Origin of the sequence: Bradyrhizobium sp. TM233, from assembly GCF_036247965.1 — a bacterium.
GTDB classification, from domain to species: Bacteria; Pseudomonadota; Alphaproteobacteria; order Rhizobiales; family Xanthobacteraceae; genus Bradyrhizobium; species Bradyrhizobium ottawaense.
This window is the reverse complement of record NZ_BTIG01000004.1, coordinates 220,784-243,189: the sequence shown is the minus strand read 5'-3', so window position 1 is coordinate 243,189 and position 22,406 is coordinate 220,784. Positions and strand designations below refer to the sequence as shown.

The window sequence follows — 22,406 nt, the reverse complement described above, 5'->3', positions numbered from 1 at the left end:
TTCGGCACGATAGATATACCTTTCATTAGCTCTGTGCCCCTGCGGCCGGGCGGATTTTGCGAAGTGTTAGCGGACCCGGGTCCAATCTCGGAACCATCAGGGGCGGCGAAGAGAAATGACGAGATTCCTGCGAATATTGCTCGCGGCGGGCACGGCCTGCGGCGCTTTCGCGTCCGCGGGCAGTAGCCTTGCCAAGCCCTTTGCCAAGCCCCTCGACATCGTCTTCGTCAATCCCGGCAAGACCGGTGAGGTCTACTGGGACATGGTCGCGCAGACCATGCAGGCCGCCGGCCGCAAGCTCGACGCGCATGTCGAGGTGCTGACCAGCGAACGCAATTATCGCACCATGCAGGAGCTCGGCTTCGGCGTGGTGGCGCGTCACGACAAGCCGGATTTCCTCATCCTGTCGAACGAGGAATCCGCCGCCGTGCCGATCGTGGAGGCGGCCGAGGCCGCGGGCGTCAAGACGCTGCTGCTCTCGAACACGCTGATCGGCGAGGATGCGGTGCGTCTTGGACCGCCCAGGCAAAAGCTCAAGACCTGGCTCGGCGACATCACGACCGATCTTCAGACCGCGGGCGCACGGATGGCCGATGCCCTGATCCGGACCGCGCGTGCCGAGAAATGGCAGAGCCCGGACGGCAAGATCCACATTCTCGGCATCGGCGGTGACGAGATCACGCCCGCCTCGATCGCGCGCAACGCCGGCCTCAAGCTCGCGGTAGACGCCGCGCCCGACGTCGTGGTCGACCGGCTGCTGTTCGCCAACTGGACGCAGTCGGAGGCCGAGCAGGTCACCAAGAATTATCTCGACTGGGCCTCGCGCAAGAAGATCCGGCCCGCCGGCATATGGGCCGGGAACGATCCGATGGCGCTCGGGGCGCTGCGCGCGGTGACCGCCGCCGGCCTTGTGCCGGGCCGGAACATCGAGGTGGTCGGCCTCAACTGGTCCGAGGATGCGCTGCGCGAGATCAAGGCGGGTCGCCTGCTCTTGAGCGACGGCGGCCACTTCCTGCTCGGCGGCTGGTCGATCGTGCTGTTGCGCGATTACGCCGATGGCTGCGATTTCGCTGCGGTCTCACCCCGCGTCGAGGTCAAGACGTCTGCGATCACGCGCCAAAATCTCGCCTCGGTCGGCGACCTCATCAAGACGCGCGCCTTCGACCGGATCGATTTTACGCGGTTTCGGGCCAAGGCCGGACGCTGCGGCCAATATGATTTCTCCCTCGATGCGCTGATCTCGTCGCTGGCGCGTCCCGAAGGCGTCGCGGACTGATGCGCGATGATGAGACGATGACCGATCCGGATCGCAACCAGCAGGCCGCGCCAACGCGCTTGCGCTCGGTCGTCCGCGCGATGATCTGGGCTACCGTGCCCGTTCTGCTGCTGGTGCAGCTGCTCGCCTCCGCCGGCGTCGAGGCCTCGAGCTTCTGGTCGCAGACCAGGCAGCTCGACGCCCGCATGGCCCGCGTCGCCGAGAGCCGGGCCGAGCTGATCGCCGAGCCGCTCTGGAAGATGCGCTACGACCAGGTCACGGGCGTGCTCAACGAGATCATGCACGACGAGACCATCGCGGCGGCGGCCGTCTATGACGACACCGGCGCTGCGATCGCCCGCGTGGTGGCGCGCCCCGAAGGCGAGGCGGTCGCGGAGGTCTCGCGCCCGATCCACTACAGCAACGGCAACATGGCCGTTCAGGCCGGCCGTATCGCGATCGCCTATTCCCACGCGACGCTATACGCGGACGCGGGCAGCCGCCTGGTGCTGTTGCTGGTCGTCGGCCTGCTCGCGACGTTCGCGACCCTGATCGCGATGCGGATTTCCGCCAACGTCTTCATCGGCAGGCCGCTGGCCGCCATGATGTCGGCAATCCAGCGCAGCAAGCAGGACGGCCGGGCCTATCCGGCGGACGTCAGATCCTCCAACGAATTCGGCCAGCTCGCGCGCGCCTTCAACGCCATGCAGCATACGACATCGGGCGCGCTCGACCGGCTCGGGCACATGGCCGGGCACGATCCGCTCACGGGGCTGCCCAACCGGCGCTCCCTGACCGAGCGGCTGGCCGTGGCGAGCCGCGATGGAGGCAGGCCGGACGCGCTGGTCGCGTTCTGCTTCATCGATCTCGACGACTTCAAGGGCATCAACGACACCTTCGGCCACGAGGCCGGCGACAATTTCCTGGTTCATATCGCCGAGCGTCTTCGCAGCGCGGTCGAAGCGGAGGATTGGGTCGCCCGGCTCGGCGGCGACGAATTCGTGGTCATTCGGCCTGAAGTGAGCAACGAAGCCTCGGCGCACGCATTCGCGCAGCAGGTGCTGGACGCCATTTCCGAACCGATCCGGCTCCACGACAAGCAGGTCGTGCCGCGCGCCAGCATCGGCCTTGCCGTGCGCCGCGCCGACGATCCGGAGCTGTCGCATCTGCCGACGCTGGCCGACATCGCGCTCTACCATGCCAAGAGCAAGGCGCCCGGCACGGTCGCCGTGCTCGACGAAGCGCTCCAGCGCGACTACCGCCGCCGCAGGGATCTCGAGCTCGCCATTCCCACGGGCTTTGCCGAGGGGCAGTTCGAGGTCTGGTACCAGAGCCAGGTCGACCTCGAAAGCCACGATGTCGTCGGCCTGGAAGCGCTGATCCGCTGGCGCCATCCCGATCACGGCGTGATCGGTCCGGCCGAATTCCTGCCGCTGATCGAGCGCAGCGGCAACAATGCGCGGCTGACGCGTTACGTGCTCACCGATGCCTGCTGGGCGCTGCAACGCCTGGCCGCCGCCGGCAGGCCGCAGATCCGGATCGCGATCAATCTGCCGCCGTCCGAGCTTGCCGACCATTCGCTCGCCGCCGAGCTGCGCGCGACCTGCGCGCGCTTCGACGTTGCTGCCAGCTCGCTCGAGCTCGAGATCACCGAGGGATCGCTGATCAACAACATCGCCAGCGCTACCGCGACGCTGCATCGCCTGCGCCGCTTGGGTGCCACCATCGCCCTCGACGATTTCGGCACCGGCTACAGCTCGCTCGCTCATCTCAGGCGCTTCCCGCTCGACAAGGTCAAGATCGACAAGGCCTTCATCAGCGAGATTCCCGATAGCGCGGAAGACAAGGCGATCGTCGGCGTGATCGCATCGCTCGCCGGCACGCTGGGACTGACTTTGGTCGCTGAGGGCATCGAGCGGCCCGAGCAGGCCGAGGCCATGCGCGAGATGGGCGTGAGGTTCGGGCAGGGCTATTTCTACCAGCGGCCGCAGCCGCTCGATGCCGTGCTGCAATGGCTCGAAAAGCCGCTCGCGCCGGACAGCCGCATCCTCGCCGACAGCCCGCCGATCGCACCCGAATTCGCCTGATCGCGGCGGCTTATGGCTGCGTCGCGTTCCACAGCATCGAGAGCCCGGCTGCGACCATGATCGCGTCCATCAGCAGGCGGAACATGTCCGGCTTCAGGTGCAGCACGAAGCGCTTGGCAATGAAGGCGCCCGACATCAGCGAGGCGCCCGCGATCAGGCCCTTCATGAAGACCTCGCCGGTCAACGCGCCGAAACGTTCGAAAGTGACGGACTTTGCGAAATAGAGGCCGAGCGAGCTTGCGGCCTCAGTGGCGAGGAAAGCGCCCTTCGAGAGGCCGTAGAACAGGAACAGCGGCACGCTGAGCGGACCGGTCGAGACCACGATGCCGGTGAGATAGCCGATCACCGCGCCGCCGATCGCCAGATGCCAGAGATTGGCCTTGAGGTCGTGTCGCGCCAGCCAATGCCGCACCGGCACCATCGCGATCAGGAAGATGCCGATGGCGAGATCGACGGCGTGCGGGGGCAGCGCCAGCAGCGTGCGCGCGCCCAGCACCGCGGCCGGAATCCCCGTGACCGAATAGGCCGCGCAGGCCCGCCAGTCGACCTCCCGCCACCAGGCCAAAATGCGCGAAAAGTTCGCCATCACGGACGCGACCGCCATGACCGGCACCGCTTCCTTCGGCCCATAGGCATAGACCAGCACCGGCATCAGCATGATCGACGAGCCGGTGCCGACGATGCCTGAGATGGTGCCGGCGACGAGGCCGACGATGAGGACGAAGAGAAAGGCCAAAACGGTCTCCACGAATCGAGAGAGTTTAGCCGTGGCCGTCAACCCGGGCGATCCCTCCTAAGCGAAGGAGCCGATTGCGCTGCGCCCTCGCACCGACTGGCTTAGGGCTTTCCGCCGCAGTCCTGCCGAACGCGCTCACGCCGGATCATGCACCGCGGCTTGCCCCGACTGTCGGTATGGCAGACGTTCGTTTCGGTCGTCCCCCAACATGAACGGCCACGAGGGGAGGGCTGCGGGGTCTTTTGAGGTGGGATGATGGTCGGGGGACAATAGTGGTCGCGGTTTGGCGCTAGCTCTTCCCGGGTGCTCTTGCACTCATATCGGTAGCTGAACCCGATATCGTTGAGCTGAGTTTGCGCATCGGCAAGAAGGTGCTTTTCTCCTCCCTTGTCTTGGACCGGGGGAATGGCAACGCCGGGCGAGCATACCGTTGCGCGGCCCAGCCCGTTGGTCTGATCTGCTTCGCAGCGATACTGACACCACCTCCATTGCGGGTCGGAGTTCTGGAAGCGCATCTCGAAGAGATGGTAATTGTTCACGTTGCACTTGAACGTCACGTTCTGCGCCTGTACGGCACCAATGCAGGCGAGCGACATCGCCGCAATCAGAATAATTCGCATCGTGAGCAATCTCGGAATAGATCTGGTGGGCTAAGAATTATCGCGAAACTGGCGAAACCATAGCTTTCGTGTCGAACACCGTCCAGTCCCTCAGGGTTCGCAAACCTTCTCCTGTTCGGCCAAAGACGGCAGCGATTGTGTTCGATCTTGCGGCGCGCTCTCCCAGTTGCAATCATCCCTGCAAACCGGATTATGATGCAGTGACCCTGACGTCCATGAGAAGCAGCGTTCGCGGCCTTTACGAGGGTGCAACGCCGAGCGGCGTGCGCTTCCGCTACGCGCTGCTTGCCTTCGATATCGTGACGGTGCTGTTCATCATCGCAACCTCGTTCCTGCCTCCCAGTGAGATCATCGAGACGCTCGACGTTCTGTTCGGCATGCTTCTGCTTGCCGATTTCTCGGCACGACTCCTCGTCGGTCGGCATCCCTTTCGGAAGTTCCGTCAGATTGCGATCTGGGCTGACATGGTGGCAATCGTATCTTTCCTGGCACCGCTTGCCGGCGAGGCGGGCGGCTTTCTCCGGATCCTGCGAACGCTGGGGCTGCTTCGCGACTACCAGATGCTGGCGAGGCTCCGCATCGATTCTTCGTTCTTTCGTCGCAACGAAGAGGTCATCTTCGCGGTGACGAACCTCGCCGTTTTCATATTCGTCATGACCGGGATCGTCTACGAGACCCAGAAGTTCCGCAACAATGAGATCCACAACTATGCCGATGCGCTGTATTTCACGGTCACGGCGCTGACGACAACCGGTTTCGGCGATATCACCCTGCCGGGCACGCTCGGTCGTCTCATCACGGTCGTGATCATGATTTTCGGGGTCACACTGTTCTTCAATCTTGCCCGCGCACTCCTCAGTCCCAGTAAGGTGCGATTTCCCTGTCCGGCTTGCGGGCTCCAGAGGCACGATGCCGACGCCGTGCATTGCAAGGCTTGTGGCACGGTTCTCAATATTCCCGACGAAGGCGCGACCTGAACAGCTTTCACGCCCGGCAACGCCGGTGGACGTCTCTCATGCCGATATTGCGGCGGGGTTTTGCCGGGGCGAGGGCAAGCCGACATTCGGCCACCGTAAGTCATTGAATCGACAGGGGGTGGCTACTGTGCATGGGGTTGTTTTTCATATTTTGGTTGAGGAGGCGCCCCGCTGCTGACAGCATGTTGGCAGCAGGCACCGGCTACGACCACCTCCTGACAAACGGAGGGAGCGGGTCATGCCGATCGAGGCAAGCTGTCATTGCGGTGAGACGGTGTTCGAGGTGACGGAGGCGCCTTTGAGCGTCACGCGCTGCACCTGCTCGCTTTGCGCCAAGCGCGGCGCGCTGTGGGCCTATTACACGCCGGCGCAGTTTCGCCTGCTGTCGCCGCCAGACGACGTCGCGACCTATCTCTGGGGCAGCCGCACGGTCAAACATCATTTCTGCGCGACGTGCGGCTGCGGCACCTATTCGGAGTCCCCGGACTGGTCGACCGGCAAGCCCGATTTCGACAATCCCAAGGTCGCGGTGAATGCGCGCCTGTTCGACGATTTCGATCTGGAGGCGGTGCCGGTGAACATGATCGACGGAAAGAATCTGTGGTGAGCACGCAAGCGCGGGGACTTCCGTTGCACGCTCGTACTCTTGAGACCGTTCTGAAAAGCTGATTTGGTTCCGGCCCTGGAAAAAGGAGGAAGCCATGATGCGTCTTTTTGCGCGAGTGATGCTCGCAATGTGTCTGGCCGTTGCAGCCGGCTTCAACGCACAGGCGCAGACCAAGCCGAAGATCACTTCGCTCGGACCAGACTTCCCCAAGGCCGCGCTGTTCGTCGGCAACAGCTTCTTCTACTACAACAACGGCATGCCCGGGCATCTCACCTTCATGGAGCGGGCCGTGGATCCCGCCAACAAGGCGGTGTACCGCAACACCATGGTGACGATCGGCGGCTCCGGCCTCGACTGGCACGACATGGACAATCTGCTGCGTCCGGGCGGCCTCGGCGCTTATTCCTTCGACGAGCAGAACAACGTCATCTTCAGCAAGCCGGGCCGGCAGTACGACGCCGTCGTGATGATGGATTGCAGCCAGTGCCCGATCCATCCGCAATTGAAGGACGCGTTCGTGACTTTCGCAAAGAAGGACAGCGAGATCGTCCGCGCCCACGGCCTGCGGCCGGTGCTGTTCATGTCCTGGGCCTATGCCGACAAGCCGGAAATGACGGAAGCGTTGGCCGAGGCCTATACGATCGCGGGCAATGCCAACGATGCGCTGGTCATTCCCGCAGGTCTTGCCTTCGCGCGCGTGCGCAAGCTGCAGCCGGAGCTCAATCTCTACGCGCCCGACAAGCGGCATCCGAGTCCGGCGGGGACGTATCTTGCGGCATGCGTGACGTTTGCCGCGTTGACGGGCCGTTCGCCCGTCGACAATTCCTATATCATGGGCCTGGATGCGGAGACGACGCGGCTTCTGCAAAGGGCGGCGTGGGACACGGTGCAGGACTATTACGGGCGGTGAAGCTGCGTGATCTCGTAGGGTGGGCAAAGCGAAGCGTGCCCACCAACGGTTTATCGGCTCGGAACGGTGGGCACGGCGCTAGCGCCTTTGCCCACCCTACGGCATCAACGTTCTTTCAACACCACCCATGCCGGCGCGTGATCGCTGGCACCATCCTCGCCGCGAACCTTCTTGTCGACACCAGCCTTCGCCAACCGTGAGACCAGCGCAGGGCTGAGCAGGAGATGATCGAGCCGCAGCCCCGCATCGCGCGGCCAGCGGTTCCGCTTGTAGTCCCAGAACGTGTAGATGCGCTGGTCCGGATGCAATTCGCGGATCGCGTCGCACCAGCCTTGCTCGACCAGCGAGGCAAAGGCCGCGCGGCTCTTCGGCTGGATCAGCGCATCCTTGTCCCATGAGCGCGTCGGATAGATGTCGATCTCTTTAGGCGCGACGTTGTAGTCGCCGGCGAGCACGACCGGCAGATCCTGCTTGATGAAGCCCTTGGCGTGGCGCTTGAGGCGCGCGAACCAGTCCAGCTTGTAGTCGAATTTCGGTCCCGGCTGCGGATTGCCGTTCGGCAGATAGATGCTGGTGACGATGATCCCGCGCACCGCCGCTTCGATATAGCGGGCTTCGAGATCGCTGGGTTTTCCAGGCAAGCGGTCGCGGGTCAGAATGGGCTCCGCATTGCGGGCGAGGATGGCGACACCGTTCCATGTCTTCTGTCCGCGCCACACCGCGCCATAGCCGGCCTTTTCGATCTCGGCCGCCGGAAATTCGCCATCACTTGCCTTCAATTCCTGAAGCGCGACGACATCGGGCTTTGCCGCGCGCAGCCATGCCAACAGATTGGGCAGGCGGCGGTTGACGTTGTTGATGTTGAATGTCGCGATCTTCATGTAGAGCTACCGGCTCCTGCCTTCCGTACCCGGAGATACAATGCCCAAGTTGAACTTTGCCGCTCTCGTCGTCGCCCTCGCGTTCTCCGGGGCCGCGTCGGCACAATCGTCCGACCCGCGCGGTGCGTGCAAGGCAGACTATGACAAATTCTGCGCCGGCATCGCGCCCGGCGGCGGCCGCGTCGTCGCCTGCCTCACCGAGAAGCGCGACCAGCTCAGCGCGACCTGCAAGGCGGCCCTGGACAACAGGAAGAAGAAGTAAGCCTCGTGTCCCGGACGCGCGCAGCGCGAGCCGGGACCCAGAAGGCGGTACGATCCGATGTTGAGAGATGGGCCCCGGCTCAGCAGCGCACCGTCGAAGCGACGCTGCGCTGCGTCCGGGGCACGAGAGTTCAGCCCGGCAGCGGCGGCGGGGCTGCCGGCTGCTCGATCGGCGGCGGAGAGGGCGGTTGCTCGGCGGCCTGCGCTGGCTCCGGCTTCACCAGCGGCTCCTCCACATTGCCGCCCTTGTAGAGTCGGGCGTAGCGGTGGCCGAGGCTGGTCAGCACCTCATAGCCGATGGTGCCGAAATGATGCGCGAGCTCGTCGACGGTGATGCCCTCGCCGAGCAGCGTCACCATATGGCCGCGCCGCGCCGCGTTTGGCGGCAGATCGGTGATGTCGATCGCGATCAGATCCATGGAGACGCGGCCCGCGACCGGGCAGCGCTTGCCGGCCACGATCACCTCGGCGCCGCGGGTGCCGTCATTGGAGCTGGCGGCTCGGAAATAGCCGTCGGCATAGCCGACCGCGATGATCGCGAGCTTGGTCGGCCGCCGCGCGGTCCAGGTGCCGCCATATCCGACGCTCTCGCCGCGCTCGACATTGCGGATCTGCACGATGCGCGCCTTGAGGTCGACGACCGGCTGCATCGGATTGTCGGCCTCCGGCGTCGGGTTGACGCCGTAGAGCGCGGCGCCCGGCCGCACCAGGTCGAACTGGAAGGGCGCGCCGAGGAAGATTCCGGATGAATTGGCGAGCGCCGCCGGCACGCCGGAGAATTCGCTGGCGATGGCGCGGAAGGAAGCGAGCTGCTTGGCATTCACCGGGCTGTTGAGCTGCTCGGCCGAGACCAGATGGCTCATCACCAGCGTGATGCCGTGATCGCCGGCGTTGATGCGGGGGATGATGGCCTGCGCTTCCGACAGCGTCAGGCCGAGGCGGTTCATGCCGGTGTCGATGTGAATCGCGGCGCCGCCGGTCCAGCCGGTGCGGCGGCAGAACACGTCCCATTCGGCGAGCTCGTTGAGGTCGCCGATCACCGGACGGCAATTGATCCTGGCGTAGTGCTCACCGGTGTTCTGGAAATAGCCGCCGAGCACGTAGATCGTCGGCTCCGGCACGGCTGCGCGCACCTTGCGCGCTTCCTCGATGGTGGCGACGAAAAAGGTCTTGCAGCCGGCCTTGCTCAGCGCACGCGCGACCTCGGCAGCGCCGCAGCCATAGGCGTCGGCCTTGATCACGGCCGAACACTCAGCCGGCACCGCCGTCTTCTCGAGCTTGCGCCAGTTGGCGATGATGGCGTCGAGATCGACGGTCAGCACGCCGCCATAGGCAGCGAGCGCGGCAGCCTGATTGGCCTCCACGGAAAGAAGGACGGATTGCGGGTTCATTTTCGGGTCGGACGCCATTGTCATGGCGTCGTTTTACGCAAGAGGCAGGTCCTGTTCAAGGAACTCAGTAGTCGTTGCCGCTGCGAGCCGGCAACTGACTGTCAGGCGCGAGGTCGCCGAACCGCGTGATCGAGGCCTCGAAGGCCAAGTCAACGGTGCCTGTCGGGCCGTGGCGCTGCTTGCCGATGATGACTTCGGCCTTGCCGTGCGCAAGACTCATGTCGAGCTGCCACTTCTCGTGTTCAGGCGTGCCCGGGCGCGGTTCCTTCATGGCGAGGTAATATTCCTCGCGATACACGAACAGCACGACGTCGGCGTCCTGCTCGATTGATCCGGATTCACGCAAGTCGGAGAGCTGCGGTCGTTTGTCGTCGCGGGATTCAACCTGGCGCGAGAGCTGGGACAGCGCGATGATCGGAACGTTGAGCTCCTTGGCGAGCGCCTTCAGGCTGGTCGTGATCTCCGTGATTTCCTGCACGCGATTATCGCTCCGCTTGCCCGAGCCCGACAGCAGCTGGATGTAGTCGATCACGAGCAGATCGAGGCCCTTCTGTCGCTTCAGCCGGCGCGCGCGCGCCATCAGCTGCGCGATCGACAGGCCGCCGGTCGCGTCGACATAGAAAGGCAGCGATTGCAGCTCGATCGAGACCTCACGGATCTTTTCGAAATCGGCTTCCGAGATGCCGCCGCGGCGGATGTGGGAGGAGGGAACGCCGGTGCGCTCGGCCACGATACGCGTGGCGAGCTGGTCGGCCGACATTTCGCAGGAGAAGAAGCCGATGACGCCGCCATTGGCGGCCTTCGTGGTGCCGTCGGCCTGGAGTTCCGGAACATAGGCTTGCGCGACGTTGTAGGCGATGTTGGTCGCCAGCGACGTCTTGCCCATGCCGGGACGGCCCGCGACGATGATGAGGTCGGAGTGCTGCAGGCCGCCCATCTTGGTGTCGAGGTCGCGCATGCCCGTCGAGATACCCGACAGCTTGCCGTCGCGCTGGAACGCCTTTGCAGCGAGATCGACCGCGACCGCCAGCGCCTGCGAGAATTTCTGGAAGCCGCCGTCATAGCGACCGGATTCGGCGAGCTCGTAGAGGCGGCGCTCGGCGTCCTCGATCTGCGCGCGCGGCGCGAAGTCGACCGGAGCGTCATAGGCGACGTTGACCATGTCCTCGCCGATGCCGATCAGGTCGCGGCGCAGCGCCAGATCGTAGACGGTGCGGCCGTAGTCCTGGGCGTTGATGATGGTGGTCGCTTCGGCCGCGAGGCGTGCAAGATATTGCCCGATGGTCATACCGCCGACGTCGGTGTCGGCGGGCAGGAACGTCTTCAGCGTCACGGGCGTGGCGATCTTGCCCATCCGGATCAGGCTGCTGGCGGTCTCGTAGATGGTCTGGTGCAGCGGCTCGAAATAATGCTTCGGCTCGAGGAAGTCGGAGACACGGTAGAACGCATCGTTGTTGACCAGGATCGCGCCCAGAAGGCTCTGTTCCGCCTCGATATTGTGCGGCGCGCTCCGGTAGGTGGGAGTGCCGGGCTCGGGCGCGAGTTTGAGGACGTTCGAATCAGTCAGGGCCATGGTCGGACGTGCTTAGCAATTTTGTTGGGCGGATGCGGGGCCGGGATAAAGCGCCGCCTGGGTGCAAAGCGGAAGCGAAAGCTGACCGCTATCAACCGCTCAGTTAAAATGGTGGATGATTAGCCCTCGCAGCACCCGCCACGCTTGACGGATTTTCGCGGAACCGGCTCCGGCGCTGGAAGCGGCCGCGACCGTGCCATGGAAAATCCTGAAACCATGAGCCTGATGGCGTGAACCTTATGGATTGGCGCGCAGACGAATCCAGAAGCGCGCGAAATGACGCACGCTGGCGGCTTTGGGCTCGCCTTCAGACCAGCAGGAGGTAGACCAGCGCAACCAGAGCCGCCCCGACGCCGGTAACGATCAGGGCGTAATCGGTGCGGAGGTCGTCCTGCACGTCGAATGAGGTTTGGGTCTCTTTGCTCATGGCGACGGTCTAAGCCAGGCCCGACCAGACTTATGTGAATTGGATCACATCTCCCCGGATTCTTTCGGGGGTATGACGGGAACAGGAAGGCGGGGAAGGGAATTGTCTCCCGCGATCCGCCAACAGGGAACGAGGCAGGCGATGCGGCCAGAACGGCAGCACCAGATTTGGCGGAGCGAGGCAGGTAGCCGGCTTTGGCTCTCGGGGCTGATTGCGGCCATGGAGCACGCGGAACGGCCCGAAATACGTCGCCAGCCTGTCGCCCCCGAGATCCTGGTCGAGCTGAGGGCGCAACTGGCGTTAACGGCCAGTTTCCGCTCCTCCCAGATGTCGACCCTGCGTCACTAGGATCTATTCACCAGCCAATTTCAGCCTGGGCTTGCTCGCGCGTTCGCGAGCTCGCAGCCGGGCTTCTTCACGCGGCATGTAGTCGCGGGTCATCGGCACCACGCCCTGGCGCCGGGTGAGCTGGATCTGGAAGTTCATCATGGCTTGCTTGCGGAACGTCATCTCGCAGGCCGCCAGATAGAATTCCCACATCAGTGCGAAGCGCTCGTCGTAGAGCTGCACGGCCTCCTCGCGCCGCGCCATGAAACGCTCGCGCCAGGCTTTCAGCGTCTCCGCGTAATGCAGGCGCAGGATCTCGATATCGCAGACCAGGAGGCCGGCGCGCTCGATCGCCGGCAGCACCTCCGACAGCGCCGGGATGTAGCCGCCGGGGAAGATGTATTTGGCGATCCATGGATTGGTCGAGTCCGGGCCCTGCGAACGGCCGATCGCGTGCAGCAGCATGATGCCGTTCTCGCCCAACAGCTCGGCGCAGCGTTGGAAGTAGGTGTCGTAGAAGCGGGCGCCGACATGCTCGAGCATGCCGACCGAGACGATGCGGTCGAACGGGCCTTCGGTGTCGCGATAGTCCTGGAGCAGGAATCTGGCCGAGCCGGCCAGGCGCTTTTCGGCCGCACGCGCATTGGCGAGCTGCAGCTGCTCGCTCGACAGCGTCACGCCGGTGACGTTGGCGCCCGCGATCCCGGCGAGATAAAGCCCGAGCCCGCCCCAGCCGGAGCCGATGTCGAGCACGCGCTGGCCGGGCTTGACGAGCAGCTTGGCGGCGATGTGCCGTTTCTTGGCGAGCTGCGCGTCGTCGAGTGTCGTCTCCGGCGTCTCGAAATAGGCGCAGCTATATTGCTTGTCGGCGTCCAGGAAGAGCGAATAGAGCCGGGCGTCGAGATCATAGTGATAGGCGACGTTGTGGCGGGAGCGCGAGCGCGGATTGAACTGCTTCAGATGCCGCGTCAGATAGCGCAGGCACCACCAGGGTTTTGCCCACTGCGGCAATAGGTCGGGTTGATCGAGCAGGATCGCGAGGGCATCAGCTATGGTGCCGCGCTCGACGACGAACTCGCCGTCCATATAGGCCTCGCCAAGCCCGAGCTCGGGATTGAGGAGGATCTTCCGCTCCGCCTCTGCGGTGACGAAGCGCACCGCGACCGGCGCGCCAGTGCCGTCGCCGACGGTGAATTTCGATCCGCTCGAGCCGGTCACCGTCATCGACCCGCGGCGGATGAATTGAGACAGGAATCTACGCAACAAGAGGTCCATCGACACCTTCCTCTCGAGCGAACCCGAAGAGATGCGACTAACCCGGCCTTCACTTCTGACGCCCAGGTGACGCAGCGGTTCCTATGCGTTTGCATCCAAATCTAGGGAGGCAGGATCGGCTGCGCTAATGCGCTGAGTTCACAGCCGATATTCGCAAACCGCTTAATCACATCCTTGCGCGTGGTGCCTGCTTCCATTCGCGGCTCAATCGGATAAAAGGTGACCGCTGCCGCGCCGGATGCCGGCTGCAACTCTCGGAATTCAATGGAGATGATGGGAATGTCGAGCCGAGCGCTCAGCCTCGCGACGGTATTGCTTCTGATCGGCTTCGGCACGGCCGATACCGTTTTTGCGCAGGCGACCAACCTCGAGGCCGGCAAAACCCCGTCTCAGCTTTTCGCGCAGACCTGCAATGCCTGCCACAAGAGCCCGCGCGGACTTCTGAAATCCGTCGCGCCGGGTTCGCTGCCGGGCTTCCTGCGCCAGCACTACACCACGAGCTCGGACATGGCGGGTATCCTCGCCTCCTATCTCGTCTCCAACGGTGCCACCGACGCCCGCTATCAGGCCAAGGACGGCAAGAAGGACGGCGCCAAGGAGAAGGACGCGAGCTCCACTCCCGAACATCAGGGCCGCCGCCCGCGCGCCCAGGACGCCGCCAAGCCGGACGGCGAGGCTGCTGCTCCCGCAGCGGAAGGTGCGCGCCAGAAGCGCGCCGCACGTCCGGCCGAGGAGGGCACGAAGCCCGAGGGCCAGGCTGCGCCCGAGGGACGCAAGGGCAAGCGCCGCGGCAAGCCCGGCACCGAGGAGGCGCCGAAGGTCGACGCCGCCGCGCCAGCCACTGACGAGAAGAAAAGCGAATCCAAGCCCGAGTCCAAACCTGAGTCCAATCCCGACACGGCCAAGGTCGAGCCCGGTCGCGACGAGGCCAAGCCCGACAGCGGCAAGGCGTCCGAGAAGCCGGTTGAGACCCGGCCTGACAGCGCCAAGGTCGAGCCCCGCGGCAGCGAAGCTCCGGCGCTGCGGCCCGATCCGGTCCCGGCAGTGACGCCGGCTGCACCGGCCGCCGCGAAGCCTGCCGAGCCAGCCGCACCCAAGCCGGCGGAAGAGGCTGCTCCCAAGCCGGCCGCGCCTGCGGCCAGCTCCGAGCCGGCGGCCAAGCCGCAGCAGCCGGCGCCACCCGCGACCGCTGCAGCCCCGCCTGCCGCGCCGGCCGAGCAGTCCGGTCCGCCAACGCCGCCGATCTCGCGCTAAGCCGGCGACATTTTTGATCGACATGCGGAGGCCGCGTTTCATCGCGGCCTCCGCATTGCATTGACCGCGTCTAGAGTATTACTCTAGAGTATTGCTCTAGGAGAGGTCGATGGTGGCGAGCGTGCGCGACGATCTGTTGGCAGCCGGGCTGATCGTGTTCGACCGCGTCGGCTTCGAAGCCGCGACGGTGGCCGCGATCCGCACCCGGGCCCGCGCCTCCAATGGCAGCTTCTTTCACGTCTTCGGCTCGAAGCAGGAGCTCGCCGGTGCGCTGTTCCTGGAGATCCTGCGGCACTATCACGCCGCGCTGCTGGCGGCGCTCGATCCCGTGCCCGATGCGGCGCAGGGCATCGATCGGCTGATCCGGGCCCATCTTGACTGGGTCGTGACCAGCCGGCGCGAGGCGCGCTACCTGTTCGAGATCTCGCGAAGCGAGTGGGGCGAGGACGTTCGCGACGCCCAGCGCGCGCAGAATGCGCGGCTCGCCGACGGCATCGAGCGCTGGCGCGCGCCGCTGGTTGCAAACGGCGAGCTCTTGCCGATGACACCGGTGATGTTCGTGAGCCAGCTCATCGGGCCGGCGCAGATCTTCTGCCGCGCCTTCCTGTCGGGACGCGACCGCGCCGATCCGCGCGTCGAGGCCGACACGCTGATCGCCTGCGCCGGCCGTGCGCTGCGGCCGCCCGAACGCATCAACAGGACATAAGGAGAGGTCTCATGCATGCCGCAGCAGATCCCGAATTCGCCGCCGTGGCCGAACGCATCCACGCCAATGTCGGCCGGCAGGGCTTCATGAACCTGGTCGGCGCCGAGCTTTCGGAATTGTCGCGCGGCATCTGCACGATCGCTGTGGATCGCCGGCCGGAGCTGCTGCAGCAGCACGGCTTCTTCCACGGCGGGGTCACCGCCTTCCTGGTCGACAACGCCACGACGATCGCAGCCGCGACCTCGCGCGGCCAGCCGGCGCTGACGGCGGAATACAAGCTCAACCTGCTGTCGCCCGCGGTCGGCGAGAAGCTGATCTGCCGTGCCCGGGTGATCAAGCCGGGCCGCCAGGTGTCGGTGGTGGCGGCCGACGTGTTCTGCGTCAGCGACGGTGTCGAGAAGCACACGGCAACGGCGCTGGCCTCGATCGCGATGTTGAGCGAGGACGTCGCCGCCAAAACGAAAAGCCCGGCCGCCTGAGGCGACCGGGCTTCGCTTCGCGCAGGAATGCGAGGCTTACTTCTCTTCCGCGGCCGGCGCCGGCTCGGTTTCGTCGGGCTCGGCTTCCGGATCGAAGAACTCGCCGGCGGCGGCGATCGCCTCGGCGGCCGCATCGCGGTCCTCGTTGCGGGTCGAGATGTCCTCGCCGCGGTTGATGCGCTCGGCCTCGTCCTGGCTGCGTGCGACCGTGACGGTGATCTCGACCTCAACCTCGGGGTGGACGGCAACGGTGATGGAGCGCTTGCCGATGGTCTTGATCGGCGCGTCGAGCTGGACCTGCGGGCGGGCCAGCGAGACGCCGTCCGCTTCGAACGCGACGACGATGTCACGCACGTTGACCGAGCCGAACAGCTGGCCGGCTTCCGAGGCCTGGCGGATCACGATGATGTTCTTGCCCGCGATCTTCTCGGCGACCTTTGACGCCTCGCCCTTGCTCTGGAGGTTGCGGGCCTCGAGCTCGGCCTTCATGCCGTCATACTTGGCTTTGTTGTCGGCGGTGGCGCGCAATGCCTTGCCGCGCTTGAGCAGGAAATTGCGGGCATAGCCGTCGCGAACCTTCACGACTTCGCCCATCTGGCCGAGCTTGTTGACGCGTTCCAGCAAAATGACTTCCATATTCGTTCTCCTTTTGAAGTGCTCTGTAGGGTTTCGGTTTCGGGGTTGAACTCAAGGGGCCGGCAGCGGCGGCGGTTGCCGGCTGCGCAGGAAGCGTTCGCGGAAGCCGAACACGGCGTCCGCCAGGCCGAGGATCACCATCGCGATCACGGGCCATCCGAACACGACCACGACGGCGTAGGTCGAGCCGAGCCAGAAGGTGCGGCTCTTCAGCGTCAGCGTGAGCGTATGCAGCACGGCAAAGCCGGTCAGCGCATAGCCCATCATCAGCGCGGCCGCGGTGATCTGTGCCGCGATCGCGAGCAGCCCGCCGGTGAAGCAGAAGGCGAGCGCGATGCAGAGCGCCACCAGCGTCATCGGCGGCAGCTCCGCCGTCATCATGTCCGGCCACGGGCGCCGTAACCGGCCCGAGGTCGCCGTGATCTTGGCGCTGAGCCAGAGGTTGAGCGTCAGTGTCATCATCGCGATGATGGTCGCCGCGGCCGGTGCGATCCGCACCAGCGCGTCGACGAACTGGCCGGCTTCGCCGGAGCTTTGCGGGTCGGTGGCCCGGAGGAGGCGCATCAGGCCGCGCCGCAGCGTGCCGATGATGGTCTCGGCGTCGGTCCCGAGCGTGAGCAGGGCGGCGATCGTGGTCAGCGTGGCGAAGCCGGCGAGCCACAGCAGGATGCGGCCGACCGGATACCATTCGAGTTCAGGTTCGGCGGGCGCGGCGCCGTCTGGCGCGGCATGTCCCACGGCAACCTTTCCCACAGGACGGCTGAGCAGCACGAGATGGCCGAGCCACCAGGCCGGCAGCGCGACGGTGACGGCGAATGCGATGCAATAGGGCAGGCCGAACAGGGCACCGAGGCCGATCGCAGCGGCGATGCCGCCGAGGCTTGCGCAAAGCGGTCCCCAGCCGATCGCGGCGACCATCAGCGGCAGCGGTGCGAGATAGAACAGGACGAGCGAGATCAGCGCGCCCGAAATGATCGAGGCGAACATCAGAGCCGACGCAGCGCCGGCGATCAGGGCTATCAGCACAAAGGCCATCATCAGCTGTCCCGCTCCCTTCGAGCGGTTAGAGGCGTCTTGCCCCAACCATCGGCGACCGGACGACCCGGAAGCCTTATGAAATCAAACAGTGCAGCCGGCGGCGATGTCGCCGCCGGCTGAATTCGTCTTAGCGAATGACGTAGGGCAACAAGCCCAGGAACCGCGCGCGCTTGATGGCGCGGGCGAGCTCACGCTGCTTCTTCGCGGACACCGCAGTGATGCGGCTCGGCACGATCTTGCCGCGCTCGGAGACGTAACGCATCAGCAGCTTGGAGTCCTTGTAGTCGATCTTGGGAGCATTGGCGCCCGTGAACGGGCAGCTCTTGCGACGACGGAAAAATGGGCGGCGTGCACCAGCTTCAGCCATTGTTCTTACTCCCCGTCCGTCGTGGTGGTGGTTTCAGCTTCTTCGCGCGGACGGCGCGGGCCGCGGTCACCGCGGAAGCCACCACCGTCACGATCGCCACCACGGAAACCACCCTCGCGGTCGCCACGGAAGCCACCGCCTTCGCGATCGCCACGGAAGCCGCCGCCACGGTCGTCGCGCTCGCGGTCACGGTCGGCCTTGCGCATCATCGCGGACGGGCCTTCCTCGAGCTCCTCGACGCGGACGCTGAGATAGCGGATCACGTCTTCGCTGATGCGCTCCTGGCGCTCGATCTCGGCGATCGCCGCGGACGGCGCGTCGATGTTGAGCAGCACGAAGTGCGCCTTGCGGTTCTTGTTCATGCGGTAGGTGAGGGAGCGTACGCCCCAATTCTCGGTCTTGGTGACCTTGCCGCCGAGACCCTCGACGATACCGGTCATCTGCGCAGTCAGCTCTTCGACCTGCTGCGTGCTCGCGTCCTGACGCGCGAGAAAGACATGCTCATAAAGAGCCATGGTGGTCCTTTCCTCGTGTTGGCGCATCGCCCGGCGTCAAGCCCTTAAGAGGCCTTCGGAAAGGACTCTGGGATTAAGCTCAGAAGGCGGAAACACGGGACGACGGGCCGACTGGCCCTGCCACACCAAAATCACGAATGATTTGCTGAGACCGTCCGTTCAGCTCCCGGCCGGGGTCTGCGGATGCGCGCCTTATACGGATTTTGGCGGACTTGGCAAGGTTGGAGCGCCTCGTTTCGGCCAGACGATGTCAGCAGCGGCGGCCCAAACCCACCCTCCCGTACCTGCTTGACCTCTTTGTTTGTATGTCATACAAATAAGGGGTCGGGAGGTGCTGATGACGGGTGAATCGGTCCAGGCTCCATTTGAGGCGTCGGCGGGCGACCCGAAGCACGCTGCCCGGGCCACACGGTCGGCCGGCCGCAAGATGCGCTCGCTGCTGCTGGATGCGGCAAGCCCGCTGTTCCGGGAGCGGGGTCTGTCTGGCACGGCGATCGCCGACATCGCGGCCGCCGCGGACGCATTCCCGAGCCAGATCACCTACTACTTCCGCACCAAGGAGGCGCTATTCGTCGAATGCGCCTGCCGCGAGCTCCTGTATCTGGCGCGTGCGACCGAGCAGGCGGCGCTGAAGGCGCGCACGCCTCGGGACTACACGCATGCGCTGGCGGAGACCGTGACGGCGAGCGATTCAGTGGCTTTCTTCGCCGAAGCGCTGACATTGACGCGGCGCCGCCAGGATCTCGCACCGCTCGTCGAGCGCACGATCGAACGCCTGCACGGCGAAGGCGCTCGCGCCTATGCGAGCCAGGTGGCGCGGCACGGCTGGCGCTCGTTGCGCGCGCCCGACGAAAGCTCGCGACGGTTCTGGGCCGTCGCCATCGGCGTCATTCTCGAAGGCTACGCCATGGGCCGTTCGCCCGAGGCGCTCTGCGCCGAGATGCTGCGCGTGCTCGGCGAGCAGGCGAAATCCGATGACACGGCGCGCTTGCGTCTCGTCGAGAGCCGCGACGCGTCAAGCCATTCGAACGAGGAAGGCTAGGCCATGACCGCGCTTCGCATGCGTGCCCGCGATTTCCTGACCGACGACCAGCTTGCCGACGTGCGAGAGCGTGTGACCTGGAAAGGTGTTGCGCTAATCGCGCATGCCTGGGCGCTGATCATTGGCGCGATCGCCTTGGTCGCGTGGTGGCCCAATCCGGTCACCTATGTCCTCGCCGTCGCGATCATCGGCTCGCGTCAGCTCGGACTTTCGATCCTGATGCACGACGGCGCGCATGGCTGCCTGTCCCCTGATGAGAAAACCAATCTGGCCCTGAGCCAGTGGTTCTGCGCCTATCCGCTGTTTGCCGAGACGCGCAGCTACCGGCGTTACCACCTTCAGCACCATGCGCGCACCCAGCAGGAGGATGATCCCGATCTCGTGCTGTCGGCGCCGTTTCCGATTACCAAGCTCAGCTATCGCCGCAAGTTCATTCGCGACATCACCGGGCAGACCGGCTACCAGCAGCGCAGGGCGCAGCTGCTTAATGCGCTCGGTCCGAAGGACTGGCCGTGGCGGCAGCGTCTGGCGCATTTCTGGGACAAGCTCGGCCCGCAATGCCTCCTCAATGCAGCGATGTTCGCCGCGCTTGCGGCGGCCGGCGTGTGGTGGGCCTATCCGCTGCTATGGCTGGTGCCGCTTCTGACCTGGATGATGGTCATCACCCGCATCCGTAACATTGCAGAGCATGCCGTCGTCCCCGACAGCAGCGATCCCCTGCGCAACACCCGCACCACGCACGCCAATGTTCTCGAGCGCCTGTTCATCGCGCCGTACTACGTGAACTATCACCTCGAGCATCATCTGCTGTTCTACGTGCCCTGTTACAATCTGCCGAAGGTCCATCGCCTGCTGAGCGAGAGCCGGCACGCCGGCCGCATGGAGGTGCAGCCGAATTACGCGGCGGTGCTGCGGCTGGCGACGGCAAAGCCTGACAGGGAGGATCGGCCGGGGCAGTTGGCGAGCAGCGCGCGCCGCGCGCAGGCCGGAGCGGAGGTCGACGCCAACCAGACCGCCGGTGGGTTTTGAGGGGAGCGCATCCCCAGTTGAATGCTGCTCGAAGTTCCCATCTCGGCTTGACAGTCCGGCCCCGGACAGTGTCTACGGCCCCCTTTGGAGCACGATCCGGAACCATGGCCTAAGGCCGCGCGTAATCGGCTGCCGGTTCTCGAGAGGGATCATGCCCGACAAGCAGGGAGCGCCGATGACGGCTGCATTCACATTTCCTGGGCAGGGTTCCCAGTCGGTCGGCATGGGCAAGGCCCTGGCCGATGCCTTTCCGGTGGCGCGCGCCGTGTTCGACGAGGTCGATGCCGCGCTAGGCGAGAAGCTGACGGCGATCATCTGGGATGGTCCGGCCGAAACCCTCCAGCTCACCGAAAACGCCCAGCCGGCGCTGATGGCGGTGTCTGTCGCCACCCTGCGCGTGCTGGAGGCTGAGGCGGGATTTTCCGTGGGACGAGATGCGGCCTTCGTCGCCGGCCACTCGCTCGGTGAATACTCGGCGCTGGCCGCGGCCGGCAGCCTGACGGTCTCGGACACCGCCCGTCTGCTTCGCACCCGCGGTCTCGCAATGCAAAAGGCCGTCCCGGTCGGTGCCGGCGCGATGGCCGCACTGCTCGGCCTCGACTACGAGGCCGCGATGGCGGTCGCGAGTGAGGCGGCGCAGGGGCAGGTCTGCCAGGCCGCCAACGACAATGGCGGCGGACAGGTTGTCGTCTCGGGCGACAAGGCTGCGGTCGATCGCGCCGTCGAGATCGCCAAGACCAAGGGCGCCAAGCGCGCGATGCTGCTGCCGGTGTCCGCCCCGTTCCATTGCAAGCTGATGCAGCCCGCCGCCGACGCCATGGCCGAAGCGCTGTCGAAGGTCACGATCAAGGCCCCGGCCGCGCCGCTGGTGTCGAACGTGCTGGCGAGTGCCGTCACCGATCCCGACGAGATCCGTCGCCGCCTGGTCGAGCAGGTCACGGGCACCGTGCGCTGGCGCGAGTCGGTGGCCTATATGGCAGGGCAGGGCGTCACCCGGTTCTTCGAGATCGGCGCCGGCAAGGTGCTGACCGGTCTCGTCAAGCGCATCGCGGACGGCGCCGTCGGCGTTTCAGTCGGTGGTCCCAACGACATTGCTGCCGCCAAGGATGCGTTGGCCGCTGCGAAGCAGGGCTAGAGGAGTTTTTCGATGTTCGATCTGACTGGTAAAAAGGCGCTCGTCACCGGCGCGACCGGCGGCATCGGCGGCGCGATCGCGCAGGCGCTGCACGCGCAGGGTGCGACGGTTGCGATCTCCGGAACGCGCAAGGAGGTGCTGGATGAGCTTGCCGGCAAGCTCGGCGAGCGCACCTTTGTGCTGCCCTGCAATCTCTCCAAGGCCGACGAGGTCGAGGCGCTGGTGCCCGCTGCGGAAGCGGCAATGGGCCAGGTCGACATCCTCATCGCCAATGCCGGCATCACCCGCGACAATCTCTTCGTGCAGCTCCGGGACGAGGATTGGGACGAGGTCATCAACATCAATCTGACCTCGACCTTCCGCCTGGCGCGCGCCGCCACCAAGCTGATGATGCGCAAGCGCTTCGGCCGCATCGTCGCCATCACCTCGGTGGTCGGCGTCACCGGCAATCCCGGGCAGGGCAATTATACTGCATCGAAGGCGGGCCTGATCGGCATGATCAAGACGCTGGGGGCCGAATACGCCAAGCGCGGCGTCACCGCCAACTGCATCGCGCCGGGCTTCATCAAGACGCCGATGACCGATGCGCTCAACGACAAGCAGCGCGAAACGATTCTGACCAAGGTTCCGGCCGCCCGCCTGGGCACGCCCGAGGACATCGCGGCTGCCGCGGTCTACCTGAGTTCGAACGAAGCGGCCTACGTCACCGGTCAAACCATCCATGTCAATGGCGGCATGGCCATGATCTGACGGTCTCGTTCCGCATTGCCCACATGGGCGGTGCGGGATGCGGCAAACGGCCGTTTCCGGAGCGAAATGAGGCTTGTAGTCAAGGCAATTGAAGTATGATAACCGGACGCTCAACGGATGGGCAAAGA

23 protein-coding genes are annotated in these 22,406 nt (G+C 65.2%); 13 read left to right on the top strand and 10 right to left on the bottom strand.

All coding sequences use genetic code 11. From position 1 onward, the window contains the following. The first annotated feature begins 115 nt into the window (after positions 1-115). Positions 116-1,276 carry an ABC transporter substrate-binding protein gene (locus AABA86_RS12340; RefSeq protein ID WP_212246279.1) on the top strand — a complete coding sequence of 387 codons (1,161 nt, stop codon included), beginning with the start codon at positions 116-118 and terminating at the stop codon, positions 1,274-1,276. Beyond that, positions 1,276-3,342: a putative bifunctional diguanylate cyclase/phosphodiesterase gene (locus AABA86_RS12335; RefSeq protein WP_338306952.1), complete on the top strand. Its 2,067-nt coding sequence runs from the start codon at positions 1,276-1,278 to the stop codon at positions 3,340-3,342. Before AABA86_RS12340 ends, AABA86_RS12335 begins: the two co-directional genes overlap by 1 nt. A gap of 10 nt (positions 3,343-3,352) precedes the next feature. Here the strand turns inward: AABA86_RS12335 and AABA86_RS12330 are convergent, their stop codons facing one another. Next, positions 3,353-4,078: a sulfite exporter TauE/SafE family protein gene (locus tag AABA86_RS12330; protein ID WP_338306950.1), complete on the bottom strand. Its 726-nt coding sequence runs from the start codon at positions 4,076-4,078 to the stop codon at positions 3,353-3,355. A 101-nt stretch (positions 4,079-4,179) separates the two neighbouring features. Then, positions 4,180-4,698 carry a hypothetical protein gene (locus AABA86_RS12325; RefSeq protein WP_338306948.1) on the bottom strand — a complete coding sequence of 173 codons (519 nt, stop codon included), beginning with the start codon at positions 4,696-4,698 and terminating at the stop codon, positions 4,180-4,182. 215 nt (positions 4,699-4,913) lie between these two features. Here AABA86_RS12325 and AABA86_RS12320 point away from each other — a divergent pair, with 215 nt between their 5' ends. From AABA86_RS12320 to AABA86_RS12310, 3 genes are all read left to right on the top strand, one after another. After that, entirely contained in the window at positions 4,914-5,675 is a 762-nt protein-coding gene (locus AABA86_RS12320; protein WP_445083465.1) for a potassium channel family protein, read from the top strand. Positions 5,676-5,913: 238 nt separating this feature from the next. Continuing rightward, on the top strand, positions 5,914-6,282 hold the full coding sequence (locus tag AABA86_RS12315; RefSeq protein ID WP_338306946.1) for a GFA family protein: 369 nt from the start codon (positions 5,914-5,916) through the stop codon (positions 6,280-6,282). 94 nt (positions 6,283-6,376) lie between these two features. After that, complete coding sequence (locus AABA86_RS12310) at positions 6,377-7,192, top strand: DUF4886 domain-containing protein (protein ID WP_338306944.1); 816 nt, start codon at positions 6,377-6,379, stop codon at positions 7,190-7,192. Between the two features lie 104 nt (positions 7,193-7,296). Here the strand turns inward: AABA86_RS12310 and AABA86_RS12305 are convergent, their stop codons facing one another. Then, positions 7,297-8,073 (bottom strand): exodeoxyribonuclease III, encoded by a 777-nt coding sequence (locus AABA86_RS12305; protein WP_212246263.1) that lies wholly within the window; start codon positions 8,071-8,073, stop codon positions 7,297-7,299. 40 nt (positions 8,074-8,113) lie between these two features. Between AABA86_RS12305 and AABA86_RS12300 the strand changes: the two genes are divergently transcribed. Beyond that, positions 8,114-8,335 carry a cysteine rich repeat-containing protein gene (locus tag AABA86_RS12300; protein WP_338306942.1) on the top strand — a complete coding sequence of 74 codons (222 nt, stop codon included), beginning with the start codon at positions 8,114-8,116 and terminating at the stop codon, positions 8,333-8,335. A 130-nt stretch (positions 8,336-8,465) separates the two neighbouring features. On the opposite strand, the gene alr is transcribed toward AABA86_RS12300, so the two are convergent. The 3 genes from alr to AABA86_RS12285 all read right to left on the bottom strand — a co-directional run bounded on the left by alr (position 8,466) and on the right by AABA86_RS12285 (position 13,327). Then, on the bottom strand, positions 8,466-9,725 hold the full coding sequence (gene alr / locus AABA86_RS12295) for an alanine racemase (RefSeq protein WP_445083464.1): 1,260 nt from the start codon (positions 9,723-9,725) through the stop codon (positions 8,466-8,468). A gap of 64 nt (positions 9,726-9,789) precedes the next feature. Beyond that, positions 9,790-11,298, bottom strand: coding sequence for a replicative DNA helicase (locus AABA86_RS12290; RefSeq protein ID WP_212246260.1), 1,509 nt, complete (start codon positions 11,296-11,298; stop codon positions 9,790-9,792). 778 nt (positions 11,299-12,076) lie between these two features. Continuing rightward, positions 12,077-13,327: an SAM-dependent methyltransferase gene (locus AABA86_RS12285; protein ID WP_338306938.1), complete on the bottom strand. Its 1,251-nt coding sequence runs from the start codon at positions 13,325-13,327 to the stop codon at positions 12,077-12,079. A gap of 279 nt (positions 13,328-13,606) precedes the next feature. Here AABA86_RS12285 and AABA86_RS12280 point away from each other — a divergent pair, with 279 nt between their 5' ends. The 3 genes from AABA86_RS12280 to AABA86_RS12270 all read left to right on the top strand — a co-directional run bounded on the left by AABA86_RS12280 (position 13,607) and on the right by AABA86_RS12270 (position 15,766). After that, positions 13,607-14,581 (top strand): hypothetical protein, encoded by a 975-nt coding sequence (locus AABA86_RS12280; protein ID WP_338306935.1) that lies wholly within the window; start codon positions 13,607-13,609, stop codon positions 14,579-14,581. A gap of 109 nt (positions 14,582-14,690) precedes the next feature. After that, positions 14,691-15,287: a TetR/AcrR family transcriptional regulator gene (locus tag AABA86_RS12275; RefSeq protein ID WP_212246254.1), complete on the top strand. Its 597-nt coding sequence runs from the start codon at positions 14,691-14,693 to the stop codon at positions 15,285-15,287. 11 nt (positions 15,288-15,298) lie between these two features. Then, the gene (locus AABA86_RS12270) at positions 15,299-15,766 is read left to right on the top strand and encodes a PaaI family thioesterase (protein WP_338306933.1); all 468 of its coding nucleotides are present in this window, start codon (positions 15,299-15,301) and stop codon (positions 15,764-15,766) included. A 36-nt stretch (positions 15,767-15,802) separates the two neighbouring features. Here the strand turns inward: AABA86_RS12270 and rplI are convergent, their stop codons facing one another. The 4 genes from rplI to rpsF all read right to left on the bottom strand — a co-directional run bounded on the left by rplI (position 15,803) and on the right by rpsF (position 18,322). Further along, positions 15,803-16,402, bottom strand: a complete 600-nt coding sequence (rplI, locus tag AABA86_RS12265; RefSeq protein ID WP_338306931.1) for a 50S ribosomal protein L9 — start codon at positions 16,400-16,402, stop codon at positions 15,803-15,805. Positions 16,403-16,453: 51 nt separating this feature from the next. Beyond that, positions 16,454-17,440: a hypothetical protein gene (locus AABA86_RS12260; protein WP_212246249.1), complete on the bottom strand. Its 987-nt coding sequence runs from the start codon at positions 17,438-17,440 to the stop codon at positions 16,454-16,456. Positions 17,441-17,567: 127 nt separating this feature from the next. Further along, the gene (gene rpsR / locus AABA86_RS12255) at positions 17,568-17,807 is read right to left on the bottom strand and encodes a 30S ribosomal protein S18 (protein WP_007592020.1); all 240 of its coding nucleotides are present in this window, start codon (positions 17,805-17,807) and stop codon (positions 17,568-17,570) included. 5 nt (positions 17,808-17,812) lie between these two features. Continuing rightward, positions 17,813-18,322 carry a 30S ribosomal protein S6 gene (gene rpsF / locus AABA86_RS12250; protein ID WP_028145028.1) on the bottom strand — a complete coding sequence of 170 codons (510 nt, stop codon included), beginning with the start codon at positions 18,320-18,322 and terminating at the stop codon, positions 17,813-17,815. Positions 18,323-18,659: 337 nt separating this feature from the next. Between rpsF and AABA86_RS12245 the strand changes: the two genes are divergently transcribed. From AABA86_RS12245 to fabG, 4 genes are all read left to right on the top strand, one after another. Continuing rightward, positions 18,660-19,364, top strand: a complete 705-nt coding sequence (locus AABA86_RS12245; protein ID WP_338306930.1) for a TetR/AcrR family transcriptional regulator C-terminal domain-containing protein — start codon at positions 18,660-18,662, stop codon at positions 19,362-19,364. Positions 19,365-19,367: 3 nt separating this feature from the next. Continuing rightward, entirely contained in the window at positions 19,368-20,393 is a 1,026-nt protein-coding gene (locus AABA86_RS12240; protein WP_212246247.1) for a fatty acid desaturase family protein, read from the top strand. A gap of 175 nt (positions 20,394-20,568) precedes the next feature. Next, positions 20,569-21,528: an ACP S-malonyltransferase gene (gene fabD / locus AABA86_RS12235; RefSeq protein WP_338307188.1), complete on the top strand. Its 960-nt coding sequence runs from the start codon at positions 20,569-20,571 to the stop codon at positions 21,526-21,528. A 12-nt stretch (positions 21,529-21,540) separates the two neighbouring features. Continuing rightward, positions 21,541-22,278: a 3-oxoacyl-[acyl-carrier-protein] reductase gene (gene fabG, locus AABA86_RS12230; protein ID WP_212246246.1), complete on the top strand. Its 738-nt coding sequence runs from the start codon at positions 21,541-21,543 to the stop codon at positions 22,276-22,278. Positions 22,279-22,406: the final 128 nt, after the last annotated feature.

Bases quoted from the DNA above. Each gene is read 5' to 3' on its own strand.
- AABA86_RS12290 (WP_212246260.1), bottom strand. From the start codon at position 11,298: ATGGCCCTGACTGATTCGAACGTCCTCAAACTCGCGCCCGAGCCCGGC.
- AABA86_RS12280 (WP_338306935.1), top strand. From the start codon at position 13,607: ATGTCGAGCCGAGCGCTCAGCCTCGCGACGGTATTGCTTCTGATCGGC.
- rpsF (WP_028145028.1), bottom strand. From the start codon at position 18,322: ATGGCTCTTTATGAGCATGTCTTTCTCGCGCGTCAGGACGCGAGCACG.
- AABA86_RS12305 (WP_212246263.1), bottom strand. From the start codon at position 8,073: ATGAAGATCGCGACATTCAACATCAACAACGTCAACCGCCGCCTGCCC.
- rpsR (WP_007592020.1), bottom strand. From the start codon at position 17,807: ATGGCTGAAGCTGGTGCACGCCGCCCATTTTTCCGTCGTCGCAAGAGC.
- AABA86_RS12300 (WP_338306942.1), top strand. From the start codon at position 8,114: ATGCCCAAGTTGAACTTTGCCGCTCTCGTCGTCGCCCTCGCGTTCTCC.
- alr (WP_445083464.1), bottom strand. From the start codon at position 9,725: ATGAACCCGCAATCCGTCCTTCTTTCCGTGGAGGCCAATCAGGCTGCC.
- AABA86_RS12310 (WP_338306944.1), top strand. From the start codon at position 6,377: ATGATGCGTCTTTTTGCGCGAGTGATGCTCGCAATGTGTCTGGCCGTT.
- fabD (WP_338307188.1), top strand. From the start codon at position 20,569: ATGACGGCTGCATTCACATTTCCTGGGCAGGGTTCCCAGTCGGTCGGC.
- AABA86_RS12245 (WP_338306930.1), top strand. From the start codon at position 18,660: ATGACGGGTGAATCGGTCCAGGCTCCATTTGAGGCGTCGGCGGGCGAC.
- AABA86_RS12270 (WP_338306933.1), top strand. From the start codon at position 15,299: ATGCATGCCGCAGCAGATCCCGAATTCGCCGCCGTGGCCGAACGCATC.
- AABA86_RS12285 (WP_338306938.1), bottom strand. From the start codon at position 13,327: ATGGACCTCTTGTTGCGTAGATTCCTGTCTCAATTCATCCGCCGCGGG.
- AABA86_RS12240 (WP_212246247.1), top strand. From the start codon at position 19,368: ATGACCGCGCTTCGCATGCGTGCCCGCGATTTCCTGACCGACGACCAG.
- AABA86_RS12260 (WP_212246249.1), bottom strand. From the start codon at position 17,440: ATGATGGCCTTTGTGCTGATAGCCCTGATCGCCGGCGCTGCGTCGGCT.
- AABA86_RS12340 (WP_212246279.1), top strand. From the start codon at position 116: ATGACGAGATTCCTGCGAATATTGCTCGCGGCGGGCACGGCCTGCGGC.
- fabG (WP_212246246.1), top strand. From the start codon at position 21,541: ATGTTCGATCTGACTGGTAAAAAGGCGCTCGTCACCGGCGCGACCGGC.
- rplI (WP_338306931.1), bottom strand. From the start codon at position 16,402: ATGGAAGTCATTTTGCTGGAACGCGTCAACAAGCTCGGCCAGATGGGC.
- AABA86_RS12320 (WP_445083465.1), top strand. From the start codon at position 4,914: ATGAGAAGCAGCGTTCGCGGCCTTTACGAGGGTGCAACGCCGAGCGGC.
- AABA86_RS12275 (WP_212246254.1), top strand. From the start codon at position 14,691: ATGGTGGCGAGCGTGCGCGACGATCTGTTGGCAGCCGGGCTGATCGTG.
- AABA86_RS12315 (WP_338306946.1), top strand. From the start codon at position 5,914: ATGCCGATCGAGGCAAGCTGTCATTGCGGTGAGACGGTGTTCGAGGTG.
- AABA86_RS12325 (WP_338306948.1), bottom strand. From the start codon at position 4,698: ATGCGAATTATTCTGATTGCGGCGATGTCGCTCGCCTGCATTGGTGCC.
- AABA86_RS12335 (WP_338306952.1), top strand. From the start codon at position 1,276: ATGCGCGATGATGAGACGATGACCGATCCGGATCGCAACCAGCAGGCC.